Origin of the sequence: Enterobacter sp. JS8-1 (assembly GCF_049187015.1) — a bacterium.
Lineage (GTDB): Bacteria > Pseudomonadota > Gammaproteobacteria > Enterobacterales > Enterobacteriaceae > Enterobacter > Enterobacter mori.
This window is the reverse complement of the sequence record NZ_CP185805.1, coordinates 1,942,367-1,966,275: the sequence shown is the minus strand read 5'-3', so window position 1 is coordinate 1,966,275 and position 23,909 is coordinate 1,942,367. Positions and strand designations below refer to the sequence as shown.

Below are 23,909 nucleotides of genomic sequence, written 5' to 3'. Positions count from 1 at the left end.
GACAATGAATCACTACACACGCTGGCTTGAGTTAAAAGAAGACAATCCGGGTAAATACGCGCGTGACATCGCAGGGTTAATGAACATCAGCGAAGCGGAGCTGGCCTTTGCCCGCGTAGGTCACGACGCCTGGCGACTGCACGGTGAAATCCGCGAGATTTTAGGCGCGCTGGAAGCCGTGGGCGAAACCAAGTGTATCTGCCGCAACGAATACGCCGTGCACGAGCAGGTCGGGAGCTTTACCAACCAGCACCTGAACGGCCACGCCGGGCTGGTGCTGAACCCGCGCGCGCTGGATCTGCGCCTGTTCCTCAACCAGTGGGCGAGCGTGTTTCACATCAGCGAAACCACCGCACGCGGTGAGCGTCAGAGCATTCAGTTCTTCGATCGTCAGGGCGATGCCCTGCTGAAGGTGTATACCACGGACAATACCGACGTCTCTGCCTGGGGCGACGTGTTGACCCGCTTTATCTTTGCCGACAACCCGCCGCTTGAGCTGAAGGCCGCCGATGCCCCGGCTCACGCTGAGAATGCGGATGCCGCGCGTGTGGACACAGAGTGGCGCGCCATGACCGACGTTCATCAGTTCTTCAGCCTGTTGAAGCGCCATAACCTCAGCCGCCAGCAGGCGTTTCGTCTGGTGGGCGACGATCTCGCCTGCAAAGTTGAGAACAGCGCGCTGGGGCAGCTGCTGGAAACGGCACGTCAGGACGGTAACGAAATCATGGTTTTCGTGGGCAACCGCGGCTGCGTGCAGATCTTCACCGGCGCGGTGGAAAAAGTCGTACCGATGAAAGGCTGGCTGAATATCTTTAACCCCACCTTTACGCTGCATCTGCTGGAAGACGCCGTCGCGGAGAGCTGGGTAACGCGCAAGCCGACCGCAGATGGCCACGTCACCAGCCTGGAACTGTTTGCCGCCGACGGTACGCAAATCGCCCAGCTGTATGGCCAGCGTACCGAAGGCGAGCCGGAGCAGCCCCAGTGGCGCAGCCAGATTGACGCCCTGACGCCAAAAGGGATGGCCGCATGAAAAGCTGGTTTGCCCTGCTGAGCGCCCTGCCTCTGATGGCGTTTGCCGCCACGCAGGAGAAAATTGTCACCCTCGGCGGCGACGTCACGGAGATCGTTTATGCCCTTGGCGCACAGTCTTCTCTGGTCGCGCGCGACAGCACCAGCCAGTGGCCGCAGGCGGCGAACGACCTGCCAGACGTGGGTTATCTGCGCCAGCTTAATGCAGAGGGGATTTTGTCCATGCGTCCCACGCTGGTGCTGGCGAGCGCTCAGGCTCAGCCCTCTCTGGCGCTGAAGCAGGTTGAGCAAAGCCGTGTCAGGGTGGTCACCGTTCCCGCCAGTAACGCCCTGAGCGTGATTGACGAGAAAGTCCGGACGATCGCCGAAGCAACGCACCAGCAGCCGCAGGGTGAAATCCTGCGCAAAACGCTGCGTGCGGAGCTGGCTGCACTGCCTGGGTCGTCGCTGAACAAGCGGGTGCTGTTTATTCTTAACCACGGCGGGATGACCGCCATGGCTGCCGGGCAGCAGACCGCCGCGGATGCCGCCATCCGTGCGGCGGGTTTACAGAACGCTATGCAGGGATTTTCCCGCTATCAGCCGCTGTCGCAGGAGGGCGTGATTGCCAGCCAGCCCGACCTGGTGGTGATTTCGCAGGACGGCGTGCAGGCGCTGGGCGGTGAAGAAAATCTGTGGACGCTGCCGGGTCTGGCGCAAACGCCAGCCGGGCGGAACAGACAGGTGCTGGCGATTGATGACATGGCGCTGCTGGGCTTTAGCGTGCGAACGCCGAAAGCGATCCAGCAGCTGCGCGCCAAAGCGGAGCAACTCCCCTGATGTCCCGACGGGTGACGGTTTCACTGTGGCTGCTGGCTGCCCTGCTCTCCCTCTTGACGTTCACGGCCACCGGCTTTGGTGCGTTGCGCCTGCCGGTCAGCCTGCTGTGGAACGGCAGCGACGAGGCGCTGCGTCAAATCTGGCTGACGATCCGCCTGCCTCGCGTGCTGCTGGCGCTGGTCATCGGCGGGTCGCTGGCGCTGGCGGGGTGTGTGATGCAAGGACTGTTTCGCAACCCCCTGGCGGATCCGGGTTTGCTCGGTATCAGCAGCGGCGCGGCGCTGGCGGTCGCGCTGTGGATCGTTCTTCCGCTCTCGTTACCTGCCCTGATGATGCTCTACGCCCCGATGCTGGCAGCCTTTCTCGGCGCGCTGGCAGCGACCGTTGCGATCTTCCTGCTCAGCCAGCAGCGTAACAGCTCCCTGTCACGTCTGTTACTGGTTGGCATTGCGATAAACGCCTTGTGTGGCGCGGCGGTCGGCGTCCTCTCCTGGGTGAGTAACGATGCGCAGCTTCGCCAGCTTTCGCTCTGGGGAATGGGCAGCCTCGGCCAGGCGCAGTGGTCTACTCTGCTGGCCGTCACCTCGCTGATGGTGCCCACCGTTCTGGTTATCTGGCGGCTGGCGCACGCGCTCAACGTGCTGCAACTCGGTGATGAGGAAGCGCACTACCTGGGTGTGGATGTCGCCGTCGTACAGCGGATCCTGCTGCTGTGCAGCGCCCTGCTGGTTGCTGCCGCAGTGGCGGTCAGCGGCGTGATCGGCTTTGTGGGGCTGGTGGTACCGCATCTGATGCGTATGTGGCTGGGCGCGGATCACCGGGCCGCGATCCCCGGTTCGGTCCTCGCCGGCGCTACACTGCTGTTGATTGCGGATACGGCCGCGCGAACGCTGGTCGCGCCAGCAGAAATGCCGGTCGGTTTGCTGACCAGCCTTCTTGGCGCCCCCTGGTTTCTCTGGCTTATCTTCCGTCGTGGAGGGCAACATGGCTGACCGCTATTGCGCGGAAAATATTGTTTTTCAGGCGGGACGACGCACGATAATCAACGACATTTCGCTGTCGTTATCGCAGGGTGAACTGATCGCGTTAATTGGCCCGAACGGTGCCGGGAAATCGACGTTATTACGGCTGTTAACGGGTTATCTTAAGCCTGCCAGCGGGCACTGTCTTCTGGCGGGGAAACCCCTCAGCGCATGGCGTCCGGACGCGCTTTCCCGCCAGCGGGCGGTAATGCGTCAAAACACGCAGCTGGGATTTGACTGGCCGGTGGAGGCCGTTATCGGCATGGGCCGCGCCCCGTGGACGCGCACGCCTGAAGCGGCAGTGATTCAGGAAATCATGCGGATCACCGAATGTTTACCGCTTGCCGGAAGGCAATTTGCGGCGCTTTCCGGTGGCGAACAGCAGCGTGTCCAGCTTGCGCGCGCGCTGGCCCAGCTCTGGTGCGACGATGCTCCGCGCGGCTGGCTGTTCCTGGATGAACCCACCTCCGCGCTGGATCTCTACCATCAGCAGTATCTGCTGCGGCTGTTAAGATCGCTGACCCGTCAAAAGGATCTGCACGTCTGCGTGGTGCTGCACGATCTCAATCTGGCGGCGCTGTGGGCAGACAGGATCCTGCTGTTGCATAACGGCAGGCTGGTCGCCGGAGGCACACCGGAGGCCGTCCTGCAGGCCGATGCGCTGGCCCACTGGTATGGCGCACAGCTGCACGTGGGTCAACATCCGGCTCACGCCGCGCCGCAGGTATTTCTCGCCCCCTAGCTTGAGCAGCTCACTTCCAGCCGCTTACCCCACTCAGGCGGGCGGCTGACGTAGTCATCGTCCCGGTCGGCAAACGGCGTGCGCAACGCCACATGCAGGCGGTGTAGCTCGTCGTACTGTCCCTGCTCTGCCTGCTCAATCGCCCGCTGCGCCAGCCAGTTGCGCAACACCATTGCGGGGTTCGCGGCCTTCATCTTCTCCTGGCGGGTTGCATCATCCACCTGCTCCTGCTGAAGCCGCGAGCGGTAGAGCGTGAACCAGTCGTCAAACGCCTGCCTGTCGATAAACTCGTCACGCAGCGGTGACGCCGCGCTGTTCTGCTCCGTCTGGCTCAGCATCCGGAAGGTGCGGGTGTAGTCACTCCCTTCCCGCGCCATCAGCGCAAACAAGGTGTTCAGTAATTCGTTATCGCCCTTCTCCTGGGTCAGCAGGCCCAGCTTGTTGCGCATCAGCGCACCATACTCCCGCAGCAGAACCTCCTGATAACCGTCGAGCGCATCGTTCAGGGCATCGACATCAATAAAAGGCGACAGGCTTTGCGCAAGGCGTTGTAGATTCCACAACCCTACAGCAGGCTGATTATCAAAACTGTAGCGTCCCTGATAGTCCGAATGGTTACAGATGTAACCCGGCTGGTAATCATCAAGGAAGCCATACGGACCGTAATCGAAGGTGAGTCCCAGAAGGGACATGTTATCGGTATTCATCACCCCGTGTGCAAACCCGACGGTCTGCCAGCGGGCAATCATTGAGGCGGTACGGGAGACGATATCGCGGAACCAGAGAACATACTTTTCCGCTTCGCCCTGCAACTGTGGCCAGTGGCGGCGAATGGCATAGTCTGCAAGCTGTCGGACTTTTTCCGGCTCGCGGCGATAGTAAAAGTGTTCAAAATGACCAAAGCGCAGATGGCTTTCAGCGATGCGGACCAGCATTGCCCCCTGCTCCATCGTCTCACGCGCAACCGGCGTATCGCTGGTAACAATGGACAGCGCGCGCGTGGTAGGGATCCCCAGCGCATGCATGGCTTCCGACGCCAGGCTTTCGCGGATCGTTGAGCGCAGCACCGCGCGCCCGTCGCCCATTCGCGAATAGGGGGTAAGACCCGCACCTTTCAGATGCCAGTCAACCGTCTCCCCGTTGGGAAGCTGTTGTTCACCGAGCAGGATCCCCCGGCCGTCACCCAGTTGCCCCGCCCAGACGCCAAACTGGTGGCCGCTGTAGACCTGAGCCAGTGGCTGCATGCCCGGCAAAAGCGTTTCGCCGCCCCAGACGCCAGCCCCTTCTGTAGGCTGGAACAGGTCAGGCGGGATCGCCAGTTCGTCAGCCAGCGGCGCGTTATGCCAGATAAGACGGGAATGGTGTAACGGTGTAGGTTTGAGTGCGGTATAAAAGCCAGGCAACTCGTCATGCCAGTGTGCAGTAAAAGACAGGGTCATAGGTCCTCCTGCTTTTAGTGTAGAGGGTTTAGCGGGTCTTAAACACGGGCGAAGAGAAGGGTTATCATTGAACGAGTGTTGTCACCTGCTCTGCCGGTACAGCAGGCCAGAGACTTCCCTGCATCGCGCCAAAATTAAACGTCAGCACGCGCTGCAACAGGCTGTGATCGTCAATCCCGGATACCATAACCGACTGGCAGTGTGGGGTGATTTGCCAGAGAATAGCGCGCATAAAGGGCTCAAAAGAAAGCGCTGCAGCCCGCTGCTGGATAAAACCCTTGTCCAGTATTACGCGCTTAAACAAACCGTCATAAACCGCTTTGAGAGATGCTGCACCTGCGCCAAAGTTTGTCAGCACTAAAGGAAAATGGATTGCCATTCTCGCCAGGTTCAGATCATCTTTTCCATTATTTAAACCTGGATAGTTCTCATTAACAGTAAACTCAAGAAAAGGATAGCGCTCAAGTAATGAAACAGCATTTCCATTCGTTAATAAAAACTCAACTATTACAGGTGTAATATTGATCCATGCAATTAACTGATGCTGAATAAAGAACAGTTTACAGGTGTCGAGCAATTGCAGTTTCTCTTGAAACAGCGCTAACTCTTCGGCGGGTGAAAGACGCGGGATAACCAGTTCAGTAGGGATCCTCACTTCCGTGTCTACGCCAGCAAAGTTAACAACAAGCTCTAAACCTTTAAGCTCCCCGGCGCTATTACGCGCAGGCTGCAGCAAAAGTTCAGACTTGTAGGCATTATCTAGCGTAATAATCATTGCACTCGCCCCGCATTAAAGATGAGAGAGGACATCCTGGAGCAATTGACGACACAATTCCACTGTCTTGATTTTAATAAGATTAATTTCATCAGTTCCGTAATATTTTTCAGATTTATCCCTGAATCTAAATTAATCTTATCCTGGTTACTGTGTAATAGCCAGTTTTAGATAAAACAGATACATCTGGACATAACTAATTCTTCTTAAATTTAACTTTAATCATCTTATATGATTAAAAGCGGCATAGATTATTAGTTACCCTGCCGCCAGCGTTAAGCCGTCAAGGCGCGACTAAATACGCCGCGCCTGCCAGAAATTTTTACGCCAGTAGACATTATCGAGCGAAGAGCGCATCACCCCACGGCTGGTCGAAGCATGAATAAACTGGTTATCCGTATCGTAAATGCCAACATGGAGACCGCTTTCACCCGAACCGGTTTTGAAAAAGACCAGGTCGCCCGGCAGTAACTCATCTTTGTCGATTTCCGTGCCTATTTCAGCTTGCTTGCGCGTTTCACGTGGAAGCTGCAAATCAAACTTATCGCGGAAGGTCATCAGAACAAAGCCAGAACAGTCCACGCCGCCGCGGCTCATACCGCCGTAGCGATAAGGCGTGCCGCGCCAGTTGCTTAACTGGTCGTTCAGGCTGGCAATCACGGTGATTGAATCCGAGAGCCGGGCATTAGGGGGTGGCGCACGATGGCTACTGCATCCCGCAAGAAAGAGCGCTGCCACAAAGAGAAACCAGAATCGCATGTCCAGACGAATCCTCTGCTTTTTTATTCTTTTTGTAATTTAGCGTGCAAATAGGCTACCAGGCAAGAAACGGTTACTCTTGCGCGGTAGAAATCAGCATCTTATGCCCTTCTATGTCCAGCCTGCGAAACGACATATTGTACGCGCGGGCAAGATTTGGGGGCGTAAGAACCTGGTCACGCGCGCCGCTGGCAATCATTTTGCCTCGCGACAGCAGCCAGACCCTGTGGGCATGACGCAGCGTGTGGTTAAGATCGTGACTGCTCATGACGACGGCGATCCCCTGACGGGACAACCCGCTTAGCAGGGTATCCAGCGCCGCCTGCTGGGCGACATCCAGACCGCTCATCGGCTCGTCCAGAAGCAGCAAGCGTCCGTGAGGATTTCCTGCCGGATGGATCTGCAGGATAACCGCGGCCAGACGCACGCGCTGCCACTCCCCACCGGAGAGCTGGCTGGCGTGACGGGTGAGTTTATCGTCTAACCCTAACGCCGTCGCGACATCCGAGAGCAGCGTGGCGCTGTTTTTATCATGCAGATGCAGCATCAGATAGTGCCAGACCGGCATCGCAAACGGTGGCACCTGCTGCTGAACTAAATAGCTACGCCGATGTGCCAGCGATACCGGTGACCAGTCGGCAAGGGCGTGCCCCTGCAGCACGATCTCGCCCGGACCAGAGGTCAAGGCCGCCATACGTGCCAGCAGCGTGCTTTTACCGGCCCCATTTGGCCCAACAAGATGCAGGATTTCTCCGGCATTGATAGCACCGGTTACCGGCTCCAGACGTCCCTTATCGGCGACGTCCGTGAGCTGCATCAGCAACGTCATTATTTCGCCAGCGCCAGCTTGATAGACTCCATGACGATCGGATCTTCAGGGGTCATATCCGGTGAGAAACGCTGGACAACCTGGCCGTCGCGACCAATCAGGAATTTTTCAAAATTCCACAGGATATCGTCAGGATAGAGCGGCGCACGCCCTTTGCTTGCCATACGTTCATAGAAACCGCTGTCCTCTGGCGCCACGGCGGTCGGCGCTGCGGCCACCAGCTTCGCATAGAGCGGGTGGCGGTCTTCACCGTTGACGTCGATCTTGCTGAATAGCGGGAACGTCACGCCATAGGTGGTGCTGCAGAAGGTTTTAATCTCCTCTTCGCTGCCCGGCTCCTGGCCCAGGAATTGGTTGCACGGGAAGCCCAGTACGGTGAAACCGTCTTTCTCCCAGGCTTTCTGAATGTTCTCCAGCTGTTCGTACTGCGGCGTCAGGCCACATTTGGATGCCACGTTGACGATGAGCAACACGTTGCCCTTGTAGCCTTCCAGCGTGGTTTTCTCGCCGTCAATGGTGGTCACTTCGGTATTCAGAATATCAGTCTGCATAGCATTCCCTCAGGTTGTCTTACGGGTAGTGATTTAACGTCCAGCTTTTAAGAGTAGCCAGATAAATACCGGCGCGCCCAGCGTAGCGGTCACTACACCAATCGGCAGTTCGGCTGCGCTCAGGGCGAGTCGGGCGATGATGTCAGCCACCAACAGCGTTGCCGCCCCGGCAACCGCCGAGGCCGGAAGTAACGTCCGATGGTCGGTAATACCGCACAGACGCAACATATGTGGGATAACCAGTCCGATAAAGCCAATCGCCCCCGCCAGCGCCACGCTCACCCCCACCATCCAGCCAATGGCAATCACCAGCGCATTGCGCCAGAAGCTAATCGGCATGCCGAGCTGGCGAGCCGACGTTTCGCCGAGCGCGAGAATATTCAGCGGCTGTGCCTGAAAAGAGGTCCACAGTATGACCGGGATCAACAGCGCCATCAGCCAGCCCTGCCGCCAGTCGACGCCACCGAATCCCCCCATCATCCAGTACATGAGCTGACGTAAATCGAACGACGTTGAAAAATAGACCGCCCAGGTCATTAACGCGCTGCAGATGATCCCCAGCGCCACCCCGGCAAGCAGCAACCGACTGGTCGACAGATGCCGTCTGGCAAAACGCAGCAGAATGATGGTTATCAGCAAGGCGCCGAGAATAGCGCTAAAGCTAATGCTCCACGCTGAGAGTGCCCCGCCCCCCAGCATGACAGCCGCAATCAGCCCCACGCCAGCCCCATTCGACACGCCAAGCAGCCCGGGCTCCGCCAGCGGATTTTCAAACAGCGCCTGCATGATGGTGCCGCACAGCGCCAGCGCGGCCCCCACCAGGATCACCGCCAGCGTGCGCGGCAGGCGTATTTGCCAGACAAAAAGCTGTCCATCCGGACCCAACCAGCTTTCCGGCCCCAGCCACCTGTCGCCCGCGCACAGGCTAACGACAGCGGCCACAATGAGCAGCAGCGCAAGCAGAAACAGGCGACGTCGATCGGAACGGTGCTGGCGATGGGCAAAATCAAGCATGGGTATGGTTTTAGTCACGTGAGATGTAATTGATTTTACGGTGGGTTTGCAGAAGAGCGCAAAGAAAAAAGGCCGCAATAGCGGCCTTTTTAGTTAGTTCATATTACTCTGCTTTAGGCGTTGCGTTTTCGACACGGCTTTTTAACTTCTGGCCGGGTCTGAAGGTCACCACGCGGCGGGCTGTAATGGGAATATCTTCCCCCGTCTTCGGGTTGCGACCCGGACGTTGGTTTTTGTCTCGCAAATCAAAATTGCCAAAACCGGAGAGTTTTACCTGCTCACCATTTTCCAGAGCACGACGGATCTCTTCGAAAAACAGCTCTACCAGCTCTTTGGCATCCCGTTTGCTAAGCCCAAGCTTATCAAACAGATATTCTGACATTTCAGCTTTTGTAAGCGCCATAGGTTCAATCCCTCAATGATGCCTGGAATCGCTCTTTTAATGCCTCTACACATCTGGCAACGGTAGCGGCAATCTCCTCTTCTTCGAGTGTACGGCTGGTATCCTGAAGGATAAGGCTAATAGCGAGGCTCTTGAAACCTTCTGCTACGCCCTTGCCGCGGTACACGTCAAATAAGTTTACGCCAACTACCTGATTTACGCCAACTTTCTTACATTCGGCCAAAATATCTGCTGCGGGCACGTTTTCAGCGACGACAACCGCGATATCACGGCGGTTCGCCGGGAAGCGTGATACGTCCTGCGCCTGAGGAATGACGCGGTCTGCGACCGGGTTCCACTCCAGCTCGAACACGATGGTACGGCCATTGAGGTCCAGCTTACGCTCCAGCTCCGGATGAACAACTCCAATGAAACCAACGCGTTTACCGTCTAAATAAATTGCCGCGCTCTGGCCCGGATGCAGGGCTGGATTCGCTTCTGCGCGGAATTCAATTTCAGACAATTTACCGGTCAGATCGAGAATGGCTTCCAGATCGCCCTTCATATCGTAGAAATCAACCGTACCTTTTGCCAGATCCCAGTGCTCTTCATAGCGGTTACCGCTGATAGCCCCCGCCAGCATGAGATCCTGACGGATGCCTAAATTCGCCTGAGTATCCGGTACAAAGCGCAAACCGCTTTCGAAAATGCGCACGCGGTTTTGCTGACGATTCTGGTTATAGACGATAGTGCCGAGCAGGCCGGTCCACAGGGACAGACGCATCGCGGACATCTCGCTGGAGATCGGGCTTGGCAGGATCAGCGCCTCCTGGCCCGGGTGGATCAGCTGCTGCAGCTTAGGATCAACAAAGCTGTAAGTGATCACTTCCTGATAGCCTTTGTCGTTGAGCATGGTTTTCACACGCTTCAGGGACAGGTCGGCTTCACGGTGGGTGCCCATCACCAGACCCGCCTGTACCGGCTCATCAGGGATGTTGTTGTAGCCGTAAACGCGGGCCACTTCTTCCACCAGATCTTCTTCAATTTCCATGTCGAAACGCCATGATGGCGCAACGGCTTTCCATTCGTCCTGGCCTTCGGTCACTTCACAGCCCAGACGGGTCAGAATGTCGGTAACCTGTGCATCGGCAACGTGGTGGCCAATCAGGCGATCCAGCTTGCTGCGGCGCAGGGTAATGGTGGCACGCTTAGGCAGCGTCGCTTCGTTGGTCACGTCGATAACCGGACCCGCTTCGCCGCCGCAGATGTCGATCAGCAGGCGAGTCGCGCGTTCCATCGCTTTGTACTGCAGAGCCGGGTCAACGCCGCGCTCGTAGCGGTGAGAAGCATCGGTATGCAGACCGTGGCGGCGTGCGCGACCGGTGATGGAGAGCGGGCTGAAGAACGCGCATTCCAGCAGAACGTTTTGCGTTTCCTCGTTCACGCCAGAGTGTTCACCCCCGAAGATACCGCCCATTGCCAGCGCTTTGCTGTGGTCAGCAATCACCAAAGTATCGGCGTTCAGTTTGGCTTCGCTGCCGTCCAGCAGAACCAGGGTTTCGCCCTCTTTCGCCATGCGCACAACGATGCCGCCGTCGATACGATCTTTATCGAACGCGTGCATCGGCTGGCCCAGCTCCAGCAGAACGTAGTTGGTTACGTCAACAACCGCATCGATTGAGCGGATACCGCAGCGACGCAGCTTCTCTTTCATCCACAGCGGCGTTGGCGCCTTAACGTTAATGCCTTTCACCACGCGGCCCAGATAGCGCGGGCAAGCATCCGCAGCCTCAACCTGGATTGGCAGCACGTCACTGATGGTCGCTTCAACCGAAGCAATCTCCGGCGCGTTCAGTTCGGTCTGGTTCAGCACGGCAACGTCACGCGCCACGCCGATGATACCTAAGCAGTCGGCACGGTTTGGCGTGACGCTGATTTCAATGGTGTTGTCGTCAAGCTTCAGGTATTCACGGATATCGGTGCCGATTGGCGCATCCAGCGGCAGCTCAATAATGCCGTTGTGGTCGTCGGAAATACCCAGCTCGGAGAAGGAGCACAGCATGCCTTCAGACGGCTCGCCGCGCAGCTTAGCCGCTTTAATTTTGAAATCGCCCGGCAACACTGCACCGACGGTTGCCACGGCCACTTTCAGCCCCTGACGGCAGTTTGGCGCGCCGCAGACTATATCCAGCAGACGGTCACCGCCCACGTTCACTTTCGTCACGCGCAGTTTATCGGCGTTAGGGTGCTGTCCGCACTCAACCACTTCACCCACCACCACGCCGGTAAAAGCACCCGAGACAGGATCGACGCCATCAACTTCCAGACCCGCCATGGTGATCTGGTTAGAAAGTGCTTCGCTGTCGAGCGTCGTGTTCACCCATTCGCGTAACCACAGTTCACTGAATTTCATTGTTCTGTCCTGCCCTTATTTAAACTGTTTGAGGAAACGCAGATCGTTTTCGAAGAATGCACGTAAGTCGGTCACGCCGTAGCGCAGCATGGTCAGACGCTCCATGCCCATACCGAAGGCAAAGCCGGAGTACACTTCCGGATCGATACCCACGTTACGCAGCACGTTTGGATGCACCATACCGCAGCCCAGCACTTCCAGCCATTTGCCGTTTTTACCCATCACGTCAACTTCCGCAGACGGTTCGGTGAACGGGAAGTAGGACGGACGGAAACGAACCTGCAGATCTTCCTCAAAGAAGTTGTTCAGGAAATCGTGCAGCGTACCCTTCAGGTTGGTGAAGCTGATGTTTTTATCAACAATCAGACCTTCCATCTGGTGGAACATTGGGGTGTGGGTCTGATCGTAGTCGTTACGATAGACGCGGCCCGGCGCGATAATACGGATTGGCGGCTCCTGATCCTTCATGGTACGGATTTGAACGCCGGAGGTCTGAGTACGCAGCAGACGCGTAGCGTCGAACCAGAAAGTGTCGTGGTCAGCACGTGCCGGATGATGGCCAGGAATGTTCAGGGCATCGAAGTTGTGATAATCATCTTCGATTTCCGGGCCAGTCGCCACGGTAAAGCCGAGCTCACCGAAGAAACTTTCAATGCGATCGATGGTACGGGTTACCGGGTGCAGACCACCGTTTTCAATACGGCGACCGGGCAGAGAAACGTCGATGGTTTCCGCCGCCAGACGCGCATTCAGCACCGCGCTTTCGAGTTCAGCTTTACGCGCGTTCAGCGCCTGCTGTACCTGCTCCTTGGCTTCGTTAATCACCGCACCCGCTGCCGGGCGTTCTTCCGGCGGCAGCTCACGCAGGGTAGTCATTTGAAGGGTTAAATGCCCTTTCTTGCCCAGATATTCGACGCGGACATTGTCTAACGCGGCAACATCTGAGGCCTGGTTAATGGCGGCCGTTGCACTAGCAACCAGCTCTGCGAGATGTGACATGGTTTTCCTCATTATGTCGGTGCAGACACCGATTTGGTGGACTTATTCTCTCGAATTTAGACACAAAAAAAGCCTCCATCGGGAGGCTTATCTGGCGCTGTTTTTCGTTTCATCTTTCACGCGCTAGCCTCCTGAATTCAGGTGCTAAAGTAAAAGAAGAAGCGGAAAATAGCAGCATTCATGCTTGCGTTACCTTGTGTGGTAAAAACCGTGAAGACCTTATTGAAAAGCCTGGACGGGTAAAAGTCAATGTTCTGATGATGTTAAAACAAAAGAGGGAGCAAAGCTCCCTCTCTCAACTGGCTTATGCCAGTGCTGCTTTCGCTTTTTCGACCAGAGCGGTGAACGCTACTTTGTCGAATACTGCGATGTCAGCCAGGATCTTACGGTCGATTTCAACAGAGGCTTTTTTCAGGCCGTTGATGAATTTGCTGTAAGAAATACCGTTCTGACGTGCTGCTGCGTTGATACGCGCAATCCACAGTTGACGGAACTGACGCTTACGCTGACGACGGTCACGGTAAGCGTACTGACCTGCTTTGATAACAGCCTGGAAGGCAACGCGGTAAACGCGTGAACGCGCACCGTAGTAGCCTTTAGCTTGTTTCAAAATTTTCTTGTGACGTGCACGTGCAATTACACCACGTTTTACGCGAGCCATGTGTGCTCTCCTGTATCTATATTCTTAGTAAAAAAATTAAACGTTAACGGCTTATGCGTACGGCAGGCACGCGATAACCAGACCCAGATCGCCTTTAGAAACAAGGCCTTTTGGACGCAGGTGACGTTTACGCTTAGTAGATTTTTTGGTCAGAATATGACGCAGGTTTGCGTGCTTACGCTTAAATCCACCACCACCGGTTTTTTTGAAGCGCTTAGCAGCACCGCGTACGGTCTTAATTTTTGGCATCTTAATAACTTCCACTTCGCATTGTTAAATAAACGAAACATAGGCGAACAAAACCTATGAAACCCGAAGGCTCCACAGATTTTGCTGCTTGAAGGCCTTACTGTTTCTTCTTAGGAGCGAGCACCATGATCATCTGGCGGCCTTCGATCTTCGTAGGGAAGGATTCGACTACTGCCAGTTCACTCAGATCTTCACGGACGCGGTTAAGCACTTCCATACCGATCTGTTGGTGGGCCATCTCACGACCGCGGAAACGCAGTGTGATCTTGGCCTTATCGCCATCTTCCAGAAAGCGAATCAGGCTGCGGAGTTTTACCTGATAATCGCCATCGTCGGTACCAGGACGGAATTTGATTTCCTTAACCTGGATAACTTTTTGCTTCTTCTTCTGTTCCTTAGAAGACTTACTCTTTTCATAAAGGAACTTGCCGTAGTCCATGATACGACAAACTGGCGGTTCGGCGTTAGGGCTGATTTCAACTAAATCTACTCCAGCTTCTTCAGCTTTTTCGATCGCTTCTCTCAGACTCACAATCCCCAGTGGTTCACCTTCAAGATCTGTTAAGCGAACTTCCTGGGCGCGAATCTCGCCATTGATACGATTCGGACGTGCCGTTTGAACTCGTTTTCCGCCTTTAATACCTTATTCCTCCAGTTGTTGAAGACTGCGGCTGCGAATCTCTTGTTGCAGCTTCTCAATCACTTCACTTACGTCCAGGCTCCCCAGGTCTTTACCACGGCGGGTGCGAACGGCAACTTTGCCTGCTTCCACCTCTTTATCACCACAGACCAACATATACGGGACACGACGTAAAGTGTGCTCGCGGATTTTAAAGCCAATCTTCTCATTTCTCAAGTCTGCTTTTACGCGAATGCCCGCATTTTGTAGTTTCTGCGTCAATTCTTTAACGTAATCTGCCTGAGAATCGGTAATGTTCATCACCACGACCTGCACTGGCGCAAGCCAGGTTGGGAAGAAGCCCGCGAACTCTTCGGTCAGGATGCCGATGAAGCGCTCCAGAGAACCGAGAATTGCACGGTGAATCATTACCGGCACCTGACGCTCGTTGTCTTCGCCAACATAAGAGGCGCTTAAACGCTGCGGCAGGGAGAAGTCCAGCTGTACAGTACCGCACTGCCATGCGCGATCGAGGCAGTCATACAGGGTAAATTCAATTTTCGGACCGTAGAATGCGCCCTCGCCCAGCTGGTATTCGAACGGAATGCCGTTCTCTTCCAGCGCCACGGCGAGATCCGCTTCTGCGCGATCCCAGGTCTCATCGCTACCGATACGTTTTTCCGGACGCGTTGAGAGTTTGACCACGATCTTCTCGAAGCCAAAGGTGCTGTACATATCGTAGACCATACGAATACAGGCGTTAACTTCGTCACGTACCTGATCTTCAGTACAGAAGATATGCGCATCATCCTGAGTAAAACCACGAACGCGCATCAGACCGTGCAGCGCACCTGATGGCTCGTTACGGTGGCAGCTACCGAACTCCGCCATACGCAGCGGCAGGTCGCGGTAGGATTTCAGACCCTGGTTGAAGATCTGAACGTGACCCGGACAGTTCATTGGCTTGATGCAGTACTCACGGTTCTCAGACGAGGTGGTGAACATCGCATCTTTGTAGTTGTCCCAGTGGCCGGTTTTTTCCCACAGCACACGGTCCATCATGAACGGGCCTTTCACTTCCTGGTACTGGTACTCTTTCAGCTTGGAGCGAACGAAGGTTTCCAGTTCACGGAAGATAGTCCAGCCGTCGTTATGCCAGAACACCATACCCGGCGCTTCTTCCTGCATATGATACAGGTCAAGCTGCTTACCGATTTTACGGTGGTCACGCTTCGCAGCCTCTTCCAGGCGCTGCAGGTACGCGCTCAGGGCTTTCTTATCTGCCCATGCGGTACCATAAATACGCTGCAACATCTTGTTGTTGCTGTCGCCACGCCAGTAGGCGCCTGCGATCTTCATCAGCTTGAAGTGATGACAGAAGCGCATGTTCGGCACGTGCGGTCCACGGCACATGTCGACGTATTCTTCGTGATGGTACAAGCCAGGCTTGTCATCATGCGAAATATTTTCGTCAAGAATAGAGACTTTATAGTTCTCGCCGCGCTTCACGAAGGTTTCACGCGCTTCGTGCCAGCTGACTTTCTTCTTGATGACGTCGTAGTTGGTTTCGGCGAGCTCGTGCATACGTTTTTCGAGCGCGTCGATATCTTCCTGGGTCAGGGTATGATCGAGGTCAACGTCATAGTAGAAGCCGTTGTCGATAACCGGGCCGATCGCCATTTTGGTGTTTGGCCACAGCTGTTTAATCGCATGACCTAACAGGTGCGCGCAGGAGTGACGAATGATCTCAAGACCTTCTTCGTCTTTCGCGGTGATGATAGACAGCTTCGCATCGCTCTCGATCAGATCGGACGCATCAACCAGCTCACCATTTACACGGCCAGCGATGGTCGCTTTCGCGAGTCCAGGGCCGATATCCAGGGCAACATCCATTGGGCTAACAGCGTGGTCGTAATGGCGTTGGCTGCCATCAGGAAGAGTAATTACAGGCATTTTATATCCTTATTTGCAGTGATGCCCCACACATAAGAGCATATACAAAGAAAATAATCATTATTTAACAATAGATTGCGAAACCATCTGACCAACAATCGTCAAATTGGCTCGTCATCATGCTCCCGCCGATTTCAGACAAATGCGGATTTACGGCAAGCCCCCTAATGGTAACACTAATGAAAGGGCGAATGCACCCTCTGCGACCAGTTTGAACCTTCACTCATCGGTATGAGTGAACGAACTTTCGCGAACCATGGCTCGCAATTCAAAAGTGCTGAGCTATTCTTGAACAGGTCCTTACACACCCAAGGGGCATCACATGAATGTGTCCAGTAGAACCGTTGTGATATTGAATATTCTTTCCGCTGCCGGTTTAGTGCTGATTCTTGCCGACAGATTCCATTGGTTCTGACATGAATCAATGCCGTTGCATAATCCTTTGTCCCGAATAATGCGCTTTTTACCGCATTTTTTTGGTAGACTGGAACAATAAACTGACAAGGAAGAGGTTATGCCAACAAAACGCTTTGCCGCGAAGCACTGGAAAATGGTGGTCGTATTAATTGCAATTTGCGGTGCAATGTTGTTATTGCGCTGGGCTGCAATGATATGGGGTTAGTGTTAACGCATTGCAAGAAAAAGTAATAAGACATCAAACCCTGAAAAATCTTTGAATATCTTTACAGCATTGATGTGATGAAAACCGGTACATCACAATCCGGTTTTTTATGGTGAGGTTTAAAACCGAAACACGTATCAGGACCACTCACCGGCTACCAGCGTATGCACGTCAAACGCATCATTCATTGACTGATCGGTAGACTGTGACGCCGGGGCGATGTTTGAACCCGCTTCAACATCAGAGGCGGTGCTAATACCCGTGCGATCAGCAGCGAATACGCCAAATGAGAGTGCCGAAAGCACCATTGCTGCTGCAGCAGTTTTGATTTTTTTCATCATGATTCTTCTCATACTTAATTAGAGCATAAAGACCTAAGGCTGAGTTTTGCCTGTAGTGACAGTGTAGATCTGGATCACACTTTTGCATAGTCAGTTTATTTATCAATTCGTGTCAAATAATCTGAATATTCGGGGAGTGGTGTAATTATGAAGAAAGTATGGAGATATTTTCGGACCAATTATTTTAAAACGCCGTTTAATATAAATCAGCACGATTTCTAAAAATTAAAAAAGGGCCGAAATAATGTCGGCCCATGTAGATTACATTTTATAACCCAAAGAAATTGTCGTCCTGCGGTCGGTATGATCTGGCGCAGTTTCAGGCGGTGCTGAGTTCCAGGTCACGTTGTACGCTACCTTTAACCCAAAGTGTTCATTGATGGCCACATTCAGCGCCGTCTCGGAGTTCAGCGTCGTATCATCAGCACCGAATACCGAAACACCCTGCGTGAATTTGGTGTTGTCGGTCATCTGCCAGGCGTAAGTACCCGACGCATAGCCCAGCGGTTGGGTTTTGGTATCACCGTCGGTGTATTCGTCATAACGTACGCCGGGACCGAATTCAAAACGCAGGCTATGTACCGGTCCGTTCAGGAACTGGCGACCATAACCAGCAGTGAAGACATCACGCTGCCGGTAGCCGTTATAGCGGTCGGTTAGCCAGCTTGCCTGACCGAACAGGTAATCATAATCGGTCATATTGTAACGACTACGCCCGCCTACGGCGTATTTCTCTGACGATCGCTCGTCATTCGCTGAGGTGTTGCTGGCATTGCCCCACAGTGACCAGGCGGTGGTGTTGCCATACCACGTCAGGGTGCTGTCTGCGGTCAGGGAAGAGCTTTTCGTGTTGCCGGATTGCGCCAGATACCCTGCGTTCAGGTTACCTTCAAAAGGTTTTTGCGCTGTGGAGGGATCGTCCATGACAGTAAAAACGGTATCATCGGCGATTGCATTCATTGACGCAAACACGCCACCCACCAGCATCATTGCAGCGGGTACTGTCTTCAAAAGCTTCATTTTATTAAGGAGTCCATACAACAAAAAAAGAGACCATCACGGTCTCGGAAACTTTCTTGAGGATCAATGACAAGGCGTCCAGAGAAAGGTAACAAATTATAAAAAGCCGCAAATAACATAGCAATGTTTTCTTATTTCATTTTTTGAATAAGAACGATCCCAAAACGACTTTTATTTTATAAAAACAATCCCGTCCTTTTGTCAGCATTCATATTTAAAATCATACTGTTATTTACGTTGCCTTCCTGCCGATTGGTGCCAGGCTTAAAGGAACCCATGCAAAAAGGAGGTTATGATGGTTCCTGTCTACACGCTGACACTCTCCCCTTCTCTCGATTCCGCTACCTTAACCGCACAGATTTACCCGGAAGGTAAACTACGCTGTAGCGCCCCGGTGTTTGAGCCCGGTGGTGGCGGTATCAACGTCGCACGCGCAATTACCCACCTTGGAGGCAAAGCGACGGCGATTTTTCCTGCCGGTGGTGCCACTGGTGAACATCTGGTGTCTCTGCTGGCAGACGAACAGGTTGCCGTGCAGACCGTCGAGGCCAGCGACTGGACGCGTCAGAACCTGCACGTTCACGTTGAGTCCAGCGGCGAGCAGTACCGTTTTGTTATGCCGGGGGCAAAATTGAGTGATGATGAGTTTCGTCAGCTTGAGGAGAAGGTCCTGACAATTGAAAGGGGCGCTTTGCTGGTGATCAGCGGCAGCCTGCCGCCGGGCGTGAGCACAGAGAAACTCACAGCATTAATTCGGGCAGCCCAGCAACGGGGCATCCGGTGCATTGTCGACAGTTCCGGCGAGGCGCTAAAAGCCGCAATGGAGCCGGGCAACCTTGAGCTGGTCAAACCTAATCAGAAAGAGCTCAGCGCGCTGGTGAATCGTGAACTCACCCAGCCGGATGACGTCCGTAACGCTGCGCAAGAGCTAATACGCAGCGGCAAGGCATTGCGCGTGGTGGTTTCTCTTGGCCCTCAGGGTGCGCTGGCCGTGGATGGAACGGGCTATGTGCAGGTTGTGCCACCCCCCATGAAAAGCCAGAGCACCGTTGGCGCAGGTGACAGTATGGTGGGGGCGATGACGCTGAAGCTGGCGCAGGGTGCGTCGCTGCTGGAGATGACGCGCTACGGCGTTGCAGCAGGTAGCGCTGCAACCATCAATCAGGGAACGCGGCTTTGTTCGCTGCCTGACACCGAAAAAATTGTTGATTATCTGTCCCAAAATTAACCGCCCCCTCTCTCTTCCGGAGAGAGGGAAAGACGAGCTATAGTCGCCAAAAACGTACTATCGACTATGCTAAGAAAACTTTCATGATAACAATGAGGTGAACTATGAGCAGTGGCGACATCACCCGCTACGTCATTACCGTCAACATTCATGAAGCGTCACTGACTGAGCTCAATGAACTCAACAACGCTTTTACACGGGCAAATTTTCTGCTCACCCTCACGGACGACGAGGGCAATATTCATGATTTAGGCACGCTGACATTTGGCCTGATAAGCGCCCTCAGCGAAGAGGAAGTTCACGCCCTGGCAAGCAGTCTGGCCGAGAGTGTGACCGACAAGGACGCGGATATTAAGGTAGAGACCTGGGAAAGCTGGCGAAAAAAAGAACAATAAGTGCGTTGTATGAATTTAAACCGCTCAGGTGTGCGTTAGTTCGTATTTTTTAACAGCCGTTTTGCGCTAACTTTATGATCTGGCAGACAACATGGGAGAGATATCATGTGGCAGGCTATCAGTCATCTTTTAAGCGAGCAATTAGGTGAAGGTGAAATTGAACTGCGTAATGAACTGCCTGGCGGTGAGATCCACGCCGCGTGGCATTTACGCTACGCGGGGCGCGACCTCTTCGTTAAATGCGATGAACGTGAACTTCTCCCCATCTTCACTGCCGAAGCCGATCAGTTGGATCTGCTGTCGCGTAGCAAAACGGTCACCGTCCCGCACGTCTGGGCCGTGGGCAGTGACCGCGACTACAGTTTTCTGGTCATGGAATATCTCCCCGCTCGCCCACTGGATGCCCATAACGCGTTTATTCTTGGACAGCAGCTAGCACGATTGCACCAGTGGAGCGATCAACCGCAGTTTGGACTCGATTTCGACAACGATCTCTCCACCACACCACAGCCGAACGCCTGGCAACGCCGCTGGTCGATCTTCTTTGCAGAGCAACGTATTGGCTGGCAGCTGGAACTGGCGGCAGAGAAAGGGCTGGAATTTGGCAACATTGATGCGATTGTCGAACACGTGCAGCAGCGTCTTGCCGCGCATCAGCCTCAGGCTTCACTGTTGCACGGGGATTTGTGGTCAGATAACTGTGCGCTGGGTCCGAACGGCCCTTATATCTTCGACCCTGCCTGTTACTGGGGTGACAGAGAGTGCGACCTCGCCATGCTACCACTGCATCCTGAACAGCTGCCGCAGATTTATGACGGATACCAGTCGGTCTCGCCGTTGCCGCCTGACTTCCTCGACCGCCAGCCGGTGTATCAACTTTATACCCTGTTGAATCGGGCAATTCTGTTTGGCGGTCAACATCTGGTGAATGCGCAGCGCGCACTGGAGCGGGTACTGGCGGCGTAGCGGGCGGTCATGCACCACCCGCTGTGGCTCTAGATAAAACCGAGCAGAGAGAAAAAGAAATAACCGGCCACGATGATGACTACCGGTAATACATAGAGCGGGAAAATCTGCAGGAAAATCGTGTGACGCGGAACAACAATGCGGGATTCGATTTGCTCGCGGCTCATTCCGTCCGGCCCTTTCGCCTGCTCAAGAATGAGCTGGTCTTCCACACCTTCGCGTAAAAAACGCGTCTGGCGACTCATGCGCGCGCCTGATGCCTGCAATGCCATCGCGATAAAAATCAGCGCGTAAATCACCCAAAAGCCAACATTCGCCTGTTGATGAAAATTCGGTGTCGGTGAGTTAAACCAGAAAAAGTTTAAGAACGGGGTGTTAAAACGCATCATTTCAATCATCACATGCGCGAAATCCAGCATTACCGCATTGATACCCGGCTGCTTTTCACTGTGATCGTACATAAATTTGAGTACGGAAATCAGCGTGGAAATCACAGCCGGAATAAAAATGGCCCAACCGGCAATACGTTTTAAGACAGCGATGCGTCCAGCTTGTTGATACGTCATTCGTTCCCCTTCAAAAAGACGCGTTATTTTTGCCTAAGTCTACCTGCTGCCCATCATTTTCGCCCGTTCTTTAAAAGCATTATGCTAAATTGCAGATTGTGCTTAGCACGTATCGTCTGTCGAACACCTGAGATAAGGAGACGTTGTGATGTCGACACCGCGCCAAATACTTGCCGCCATTTTTGACATGGACGGATTACTGATTGACTCCGAACCGCTGTGGGATCGGGCTGAACTGGATGTGATGGCGAGCCTCGGCGTCGATATCAGCCGCCGGAACGAGCTTCCTGATACGCTGGGACTTCGCATTGATATGGTTGTAGACCTCTGGTATGCCCACCAGCCATGGGTTGGCCCCGGTCGTGACGACGTCACCGCGCGTATTATTAACCGCGCCATTACGCTGGTTGAAGAGCAGAAGCCCCTGCTTCCGGGCGTGCGTGATGCGATCGCCCTGTGCAAGGCGCAAGGATTGAAGGTCGGGCTGGCCTCCGCTTCGCCGCTGCATATGCTGGAAAAAGTGCTGTCCCTGTTCGAACTGCGCGACAGCTTCGACGCGCTGGCCTCAGCCGAGAAACTGCCCTACAGCAAGCCGCACCCTCAGGTCTATATGGACTGCGCCGCAAAACTGGGTCTGGATCCGCTCACCTGCGTGGCGCTGGAAGATTCCGTTAACGGCATGGTGGCCTCCAAAGCCGCACGCATGCGCTCTATCGTTGTGCCTGCCGAAGAAGGCCGCCACGATCCCCGCTTTGCCCTGGCGGATGTGAAACTGGCCTCGCTGGAAGACCTTACGGTTGCCCATCTGCGCGGCGAGTGACCTTCTCTTTCAGGCAGCCCTTCGCTGCCTGAAATAAAAATAAAACATCGTTTCATTTAATTGCATTTCCTGCTTTCACCTCCTATTCTTACCTTCAGAATGACAATAACCTTACTTCTGAGGCGCGTATGATACTGGAGTCCTTCACTCTTTCAGGAAAAGTGGCCATCGTCACGGGATGCGATACCGGGCTGGGACAGGGCATGGCCGTGGCGCTCGCACAAGCCGGATGCGATATTGTTGGCGTGAACCGTAAAGTTCCCGACGAAACGGCCGCGCGCATCACCGCTCTCGGGCGTCGATTTATGGCGATTCGGGCCGATCTCGGTCAACAAGAGAGCATTCAGCGCGTAGTGGATAGCGCTGTCGCCGAGATGGGACGCGTCGATATTCTGGTGAATAACGCCGGGACCATACGTCGGGAGGATGCCCTGGCATTCAGTGAAAAAGACTGGGACGATGTTGTTAACCTGAATCTCAAATCGGTTTTTTTCCTCTCTCAGGCGGTGGCCAAACAGTTTATCCAGCAGGGTCAGGGTGGGAAAATCATCAATATTGCCTCGATGCTTTCATTCCAGGGGGGGATCCGCGTGCCTTCTTACACCGCGTCTAAAAGCGGTGTTCTGGGTATCACGCGCCTGCTAGCCAACGAATGGGCTACGCATGGCATCAACGTGAACGCCATTGCGCCGGGTTATATGGCGACCAATAACACGCAGCAGTTGCGCGATGATGAACAGCGTAGCCAGGCGATCCTGGAGCGTATCCCGGCCGGGCGCTGGGGATTGCCGGAGGATTTGCAAGGTCCGGTTGTTTTCCTTGCCTCTGCTGCATCGGATTATGTCAACGGTCACACCCTGGCCGTAGACGGTGGCTGGCTGGCGCGCTGACGCCGCTTTGTGACAAAGAGTTACACCGTCACCTCTTCCGCACACTGTATAAAAACCCTATACTGTATGAATTGACAGTTTGTTGGGTTTTATCATGACGGCGGAAGGCCACCTGCTTTTTTCAATTGCATGCGCAGTGTTTGCCAAAAACGCTGAACTGACCCCTGTGCTGGCACAGGGTGACTGGTGGCATATCGTCCCTTCCGCCGTATTAACCTGTCTCCTGCCGGACATCGATCACCCCAAGTCGTTTCTTGGACAACGGTTGAAGTGGATCGCCAAACCCATTGCCAGAGCGTTTGGCCATCGTGGGTTTACCCACAGCCTGCTGGCCGTATTTGCCCTGCTTACCCTGTTCTATTTAAAAGTGCCTGAAAGCTGGATAGTGCCGGCAGATGCCATACAGGGGATGGTGCTCGGCTATTTAAGTCATATTCTTGCCGATATGCTGACGCCTGCCGGTGTCCCCCTCCTGTGGCCCTGCCGGTGGCGTTTCCGTTTTCCCATTCTCGCCCCGCAAAAAGGCAATCAGCTGGAGCGCGTTTTGTGCATGGCACTCTTCGCGTACGCCGTCTGGATGCCGCAGACGTTGCCCGAAAATGGTGCAGTTCGCTGGTCATCGCAGATGATCAATTCGCTGCAATTTCAGTTCAATCGTTTCATTCATCACCAGATTGAACAGTAAACAAACAAAATAATCCCGTTTGTCATAAACCATTCCATTTGGATATAAGCGCTGCATCACACTTCTGCTAACCTTGCGCCATCAGGATCGGTAAAAACCGGCCGTATAATAAATCAGG

At 54.4% G+C, this 23,909-nt stretch carries 29 protein-coding genes and 1 other annotated feature; of the genes, 12 read left to right on the top strand and 17 right to left on the bottom strand.

Annotated elements, in window-relative coordinates; genetic code table 11:
* The first annotated feature begins 4 nt into the window (after positions 1-4).
* Genes chuS through ACOQH0_RS09310 form a run of 4 tightly spaced genes read left to right on the top strand, consistent with a single transcriptional unit; the run spans position 5 to position 3,615 of the window.
* The gene (chuS, locus tag ACOQH0_RS09325; RefSeq protein ID WP_421512081.1) at positions 5-1,033 is read left to right on the top strand and encodes a hematinate-forming heme oxygenase ChuS; all 1,029 of its coding nucleotides are present in this window, start codon (positions 5-7) and stop codon (positions 1,031-1,033) included.
* A complete protein-coding gene (locus tag ACOQH0_RS09320; RefSeq protein ID WP_421512080.1) occupies positions 1,030-1,851 on the top strand; it encodes a heme/hemin ABC transporter substrate-binding protein in 822 nt (273 codons plus the stop codon). The genes chuS and ACOQH0_RS09320 overlap by 4 nt, the downstream gene beginning before the upstream one ends.
* On the top strand, positions 1,851-2,843 hold the full coding sequence (locus ACOQH0_RS09315; RefSeq protein ID WP_421512079.1) for a FecCD family ABC transporter permease: 993 nt from the start codon (positions 1,851-1,853) through the stop codon (positions 2,841-2,843). Before ACOQH0_RS09320 ends, ACOQH0_RS09315 begins: the two co-directional genes overlap by 1 nt.
* Positions 2,836-3,615 (top strand): heme ABC transporter ATP-binding protein, encoded by a 780-nt coding sequence (locus ACOQH0_RS09310; RefSeq protein WP_421512077.1) that lies wholly within the window; start codon positions 2,836-2,838, stop codon positions 3,613-3,615. Before ACOQH0_RS09315 ends, ACOQH0_RS09310 begins: the two co-directional genes overlap by 8 nt.
* Here the strand turns inward: ACOQH0_RS09310 and selO are convergent.
* From selO to thrS, 14 genes are all read right to left on the bottom strand, one after another.
* Positions 3,612-5,054: a protein adenylyltransferase SelO gene (gene selO, locus ACOQH0_RS09305; protein ID WP_421512075.1), complete on the bottom strand. Its 1,443-nt coding sequence runs from the start codon at positions 5,052-5,054 to the stop codon at positions 3,612-3,614. The genes ACOQH0_RS09310 and selO overlap by 4 nt on opposite strands.
* A 64-nt stretch (positions 5,055-5,118) precedes the next feature.
* The gene (locus ACOQH0_RS09300) at positions 5,119-5,829 is read right to left on the bottom strand and encodes an EAL domain-containing protein (RefSeq protein WP_042714871.1); all 711 of its coding nucleotides are present in this window, start codon (positions 5,827-5,829) and stop codon (positions 5,119-5,121) included.
* 294 nt (positions 5,830-6,123) lie between these two features.
* Complete coding sequence (locus tag ACOQH0_RS09295; protein WP_108416813.1) at positions 6,124-6,588, bottom strand: C40 family peptidase; 465 nt, start codon at positions 6,586-6,588, stop codon at positions 6,124-6,126.
* 73 nt (positions 6,589-6,661) lie between these two features.
* Positions 6,662-7,417 (bottom strand): vitamin B12 ABC transporter ATP-binding protein BtuD, encoded by a 756-nt coding sequence (gene btuD / locus ACOQH0_RS09290; protein ID WP_421512074.1) that lies wholly within the window; start codon positions 7,415-7,417, stop codon positions 6,662-6,664.
* Complete coding sequence (locus tag ACOQH0_RS09285; RefSeq protein ID WP_421512072.1) at positions 7,417-7,968, bottom strand: glutathione peroxidase; 552 nt, start codon at positions 7,966-7,968, stop codon at positions 7,417-7,419. Before ACOQH0_RS09285 ends, btuD begins: the two co-directional genes overlap by 1 nt.
* Before the next feature lie 33 nt (positions 7,969-8,001).
* Complete coding sequence (gene btuC, locus ACOQH0_RS09280) at positions 8,002-8,982, bottom strand: vitamin B12 ABC transporter permease BtuC (protein WP_182946723.1); 981 nt, start codon at positions 8,980-8,982, stop codon at positions 8,002-8,004.
* Between the two features lie 103 nt (positions 8,983-9,085).
* Positions 9,086-9,385: an integration host factor subunit alpha gene (gene ihfA / locus ACOQH0_RS09275; protein WP_003857805.1), complete on the bottom strand. Its 300-nt coding sequence runs from the start codon at positions 9,383-9,385 to the stop codon at positions 9,086-9,088.
* 4 nt (positions 9,386-9,389) lie between these two features.
* Positions 9,390-11,777: a phenylalanine--tRNA ligase subunit beta gene (gene pheT / locus ACOQH0_RS09270; RefSeq protein ID WP_421512069.1), complete on the bottom strand. Its 2,388-nt coding sequence runs from the start codon at positions 11,775-11,777 to the stop codon at positions 9,390-9,392.
* Between the two features lie 15 nt (positions 11,778-11,792).
* A complete protein-coding gene (gene pheS, locus ACOQH0_RS09265) occupies positions 11,793-12,776 on the bottom strand; it encodes a phenylalanine--tRNA ligase subunit alpha (RefSeq protein ID WP_010426091.1) in 984 nt (327 codons plus the stop codon).
* A 62-nt stretch (positions 12,777-12,838) separates the two neighbouring features.
* Positions 12,839-12,963: a sequence feature (Phe leader region), on the bottom strand.
* Positions 12,914-12,958: a pheST operon leader peptide PheM gene (gene pheM / locus ACOQH0_RS09260; protein WP_001386830.1), complete on the bottom strand. Its 45-nt coding sequence runs from the start codon at positions 12,956-12,958 to the stop codon at positions 12,914-12,916. (Overlaps the previous feature by 45 nt.)
* Positions 12,964-13,080: 117 nt before the next feature.
* Entirely contained in the window at positions 13,081-13,437 is a 357-nt protein-coding gene (gene rplT / locus ACOQH0_RS09255) for a 50S ribosomal protein L20 (protein ID WP_000124850.1), read from the bottom strand.
* Positions 13,438-13,488: 51 nt separating this feature from the next.
* Complete coding sequence (gene rpmI, locus ACOQH0_RS09250; RefSeq protein WP_003030583.1) at positions 13,489-13,686, bottom strand: 50S ribosomal protein L35; 198 nt, start codon at positions 13,684-13,686, stop codon at positions 13,489-13,491.
* A gap of 97 nt (positions 13,687-13,783) precedes the next feature.
* On the bottom strand, positions 13,784-14,326 hold the full coding sequence (gene infC, locus ACOQH0_RS09245; RefSeq protein WP_059443439.1) for a translation initiation factor IF-3: 543 nt from the start codon (positions 14,324-14,326) through the stop codon (positions 13,784-13,786).
* Positions 14,327-14,329: 3 nt separating this feature from the next.
* On the bottom strand, positions 14,330-16,258 hold the full coding sequence (gene thrS / locus ACOQH0_RS09240; protein ID WP_010430168.1) for a threonine--tRNA ligase: 1,929 nt from the start codon (positions 16,256-16,258) through the stop codon (positions 14,330-14,332).
* Between the two features lie 322 nt (positions 16,259-16,580).
* Here thrS and yncL point away from each other — a divergent pair, with 322 nt between their 5' ends.
* Both yncL and yniD read left to right on the top strand, forming a co-directional pair.
* Complete coding sequence (yncL, locus tag ACOQH0_RS09235) at positions 16,581-16,673, top strand: stress response membrane protein YncL (protein ID WP_071985389.1); 93 nt, start codon at positions 16,581-16,583, stop codon at positions 16,671-16,673.
* A gap of 99 nt (positions 16,674-16,772) precedes the next feature.
* Positions 16,773-16,880 (top strand): small membrane protein YniD, encoded by a 108-nt coding sequence (gene yniD / locus ACOQH0_RS09230; protein WP_010426102.1) that lies wholly within the window; start codon positions 16,773-16,775, stop codon positions 16,878-16,880.
* 137 nt (positions 16,881-17,017) lie between these two features.
* Here yniD and ACOQH0_RS09225 read toward each other — a convergent pair whose 3' ends face one another.
* Together ACOQH0_RS09225 and ACOQH0_RS09220 are read right to left on the bottom strand one after the other, a co-directional pair.
* On the bottom strand, positions 17,018-17,218 hold the full coding sequence (locus ACOQH0_RS09225; RefSeq protein WP_421512338.1) for a hypothetical protein: 201 nt from the start codon (positions 17,216-17,218) through the stop codon (positions 17,018-17,020).
* Between the two features lie 264 nt (positions 17,219-17,482).
* Positions 17,483-18,241 (bottom strand): DUF481 domain-containing protein, encoded by a 759-nt coding sequence (locus tag ACOQH0_RS09220; protein ID WP_010430164.1) that lies wholly within the window; start codon positions 18,239-18,241, stop codon positions 17,483-17,485.
* Positions 18,242-18,536: 295 nt separating this feature from the next.
* On the opposite strand from ACOQH0_RS09220, the gene pfkB reads away from it, so the two are divergent.
* The 3 genes from pfkB (at position 18,537) to ACOQH0_RS09205 (ending at position 20,830) form a co-directional block, all read left to right on the top strand.
* A complete protein-coding gene (pfkB, locus tag ACOQH0_RS09215) occupies positions 18,537-19,469 on the top strand; it encodes a 6-phosphofructokinase II (protein WP_421512337.1) in 933 nt (310 codons plus the stop codon).
* A gap of 104 nt (positions 19,470-19,573) precedes the next feature.
* The gene (gene ghoS / locus ACOQH0_RS09210; protein ID WP_421512067.1) at positions 19,574-19,864 is read left to right on the top strand and encodes a type V toxin-antitoxin system endoribonuclease antitoxin GhoS; all 291 of its coding nucleotides are present in this window, start codon (positions 19,574-19,576) and stop codon (positions 19,862-19,864) included.
* Positions 19,865-19,969: 105 nt separating this feature from the next.
* Complete coding sequence (locus ACOQH0_RS09205; RefSeq protein ID WP_010430160.1) at positions 19,970-20,830, top strand: fructosamine kinase family protein; 861 nt, start codon at positions 19,970-19,972, stop codon at positions 20,828-20,830.
* A gap of 29 nt (positions 20,831-20,859) precedes the next feature.
* Here the strand turns inward: ACOQH0_RS09205 and ACOQH0_RS09200 are convergent, their stop codons facing one another.
* Positions 20,860-21,396, bottom strand: a complete 537-nt coding sequence (locus ACOQH0_RS09200) for a YniB family protein (protein ID WP_010426111.1) — start codon at positions 21,394-21,396, stop codon at positions 20,860-20,862.
* Between the two features lie 148 nt (positions 21,397-21,544).
* On the opposite strand from ACOQH0_RS09200, the gene hxpB reads away from it, so the two are divergent.
* The 3 genes from hxpB to ACOQH0_RS09185 all read left to right on the top strand — a co-directional run bounded on the left by hxpB (position 21,545) and on the right by ACOQH0_RS09185 (position 23,791).
* Entirely contained in the window at positions 21,545-22,216 is a 672-nt protein-coding gene (hxpB, locus tag ACOQH0_RS09195; protein ID WP_042714491.1) for a hexitol phosphatase HxpB, read from the top strand.
* A gap of 128 nt (positions 22,217-22,344) precedes the next feature.
* Positions 22,345-23,106 (top strand): 2-dehydro-3-deoxy-D-gluconate 5-dehydrogenase KduD, encoded by a 762-nt coding sequence (kduD, locus tag ACOQH0_RS09190; protein WP_010426114.1) that lies wholly within the window; start codon positions 22,345-22,347, stop codon positions 23,104-23,106.
* Between the two features lie 94 nt (positions 23,107-23,200).
* A complete protein-coding gene (locus tag ACOQH0_RS09185; protein ID WP_010426116.1) occupies positions 23,201-23,791 on the top strand; it encodes a metal-dependent hydrolase in 591 nt (196 codons plus the stop codon).
* Positions 23,792-23,909: the final 118 nt, after the last annotated feature.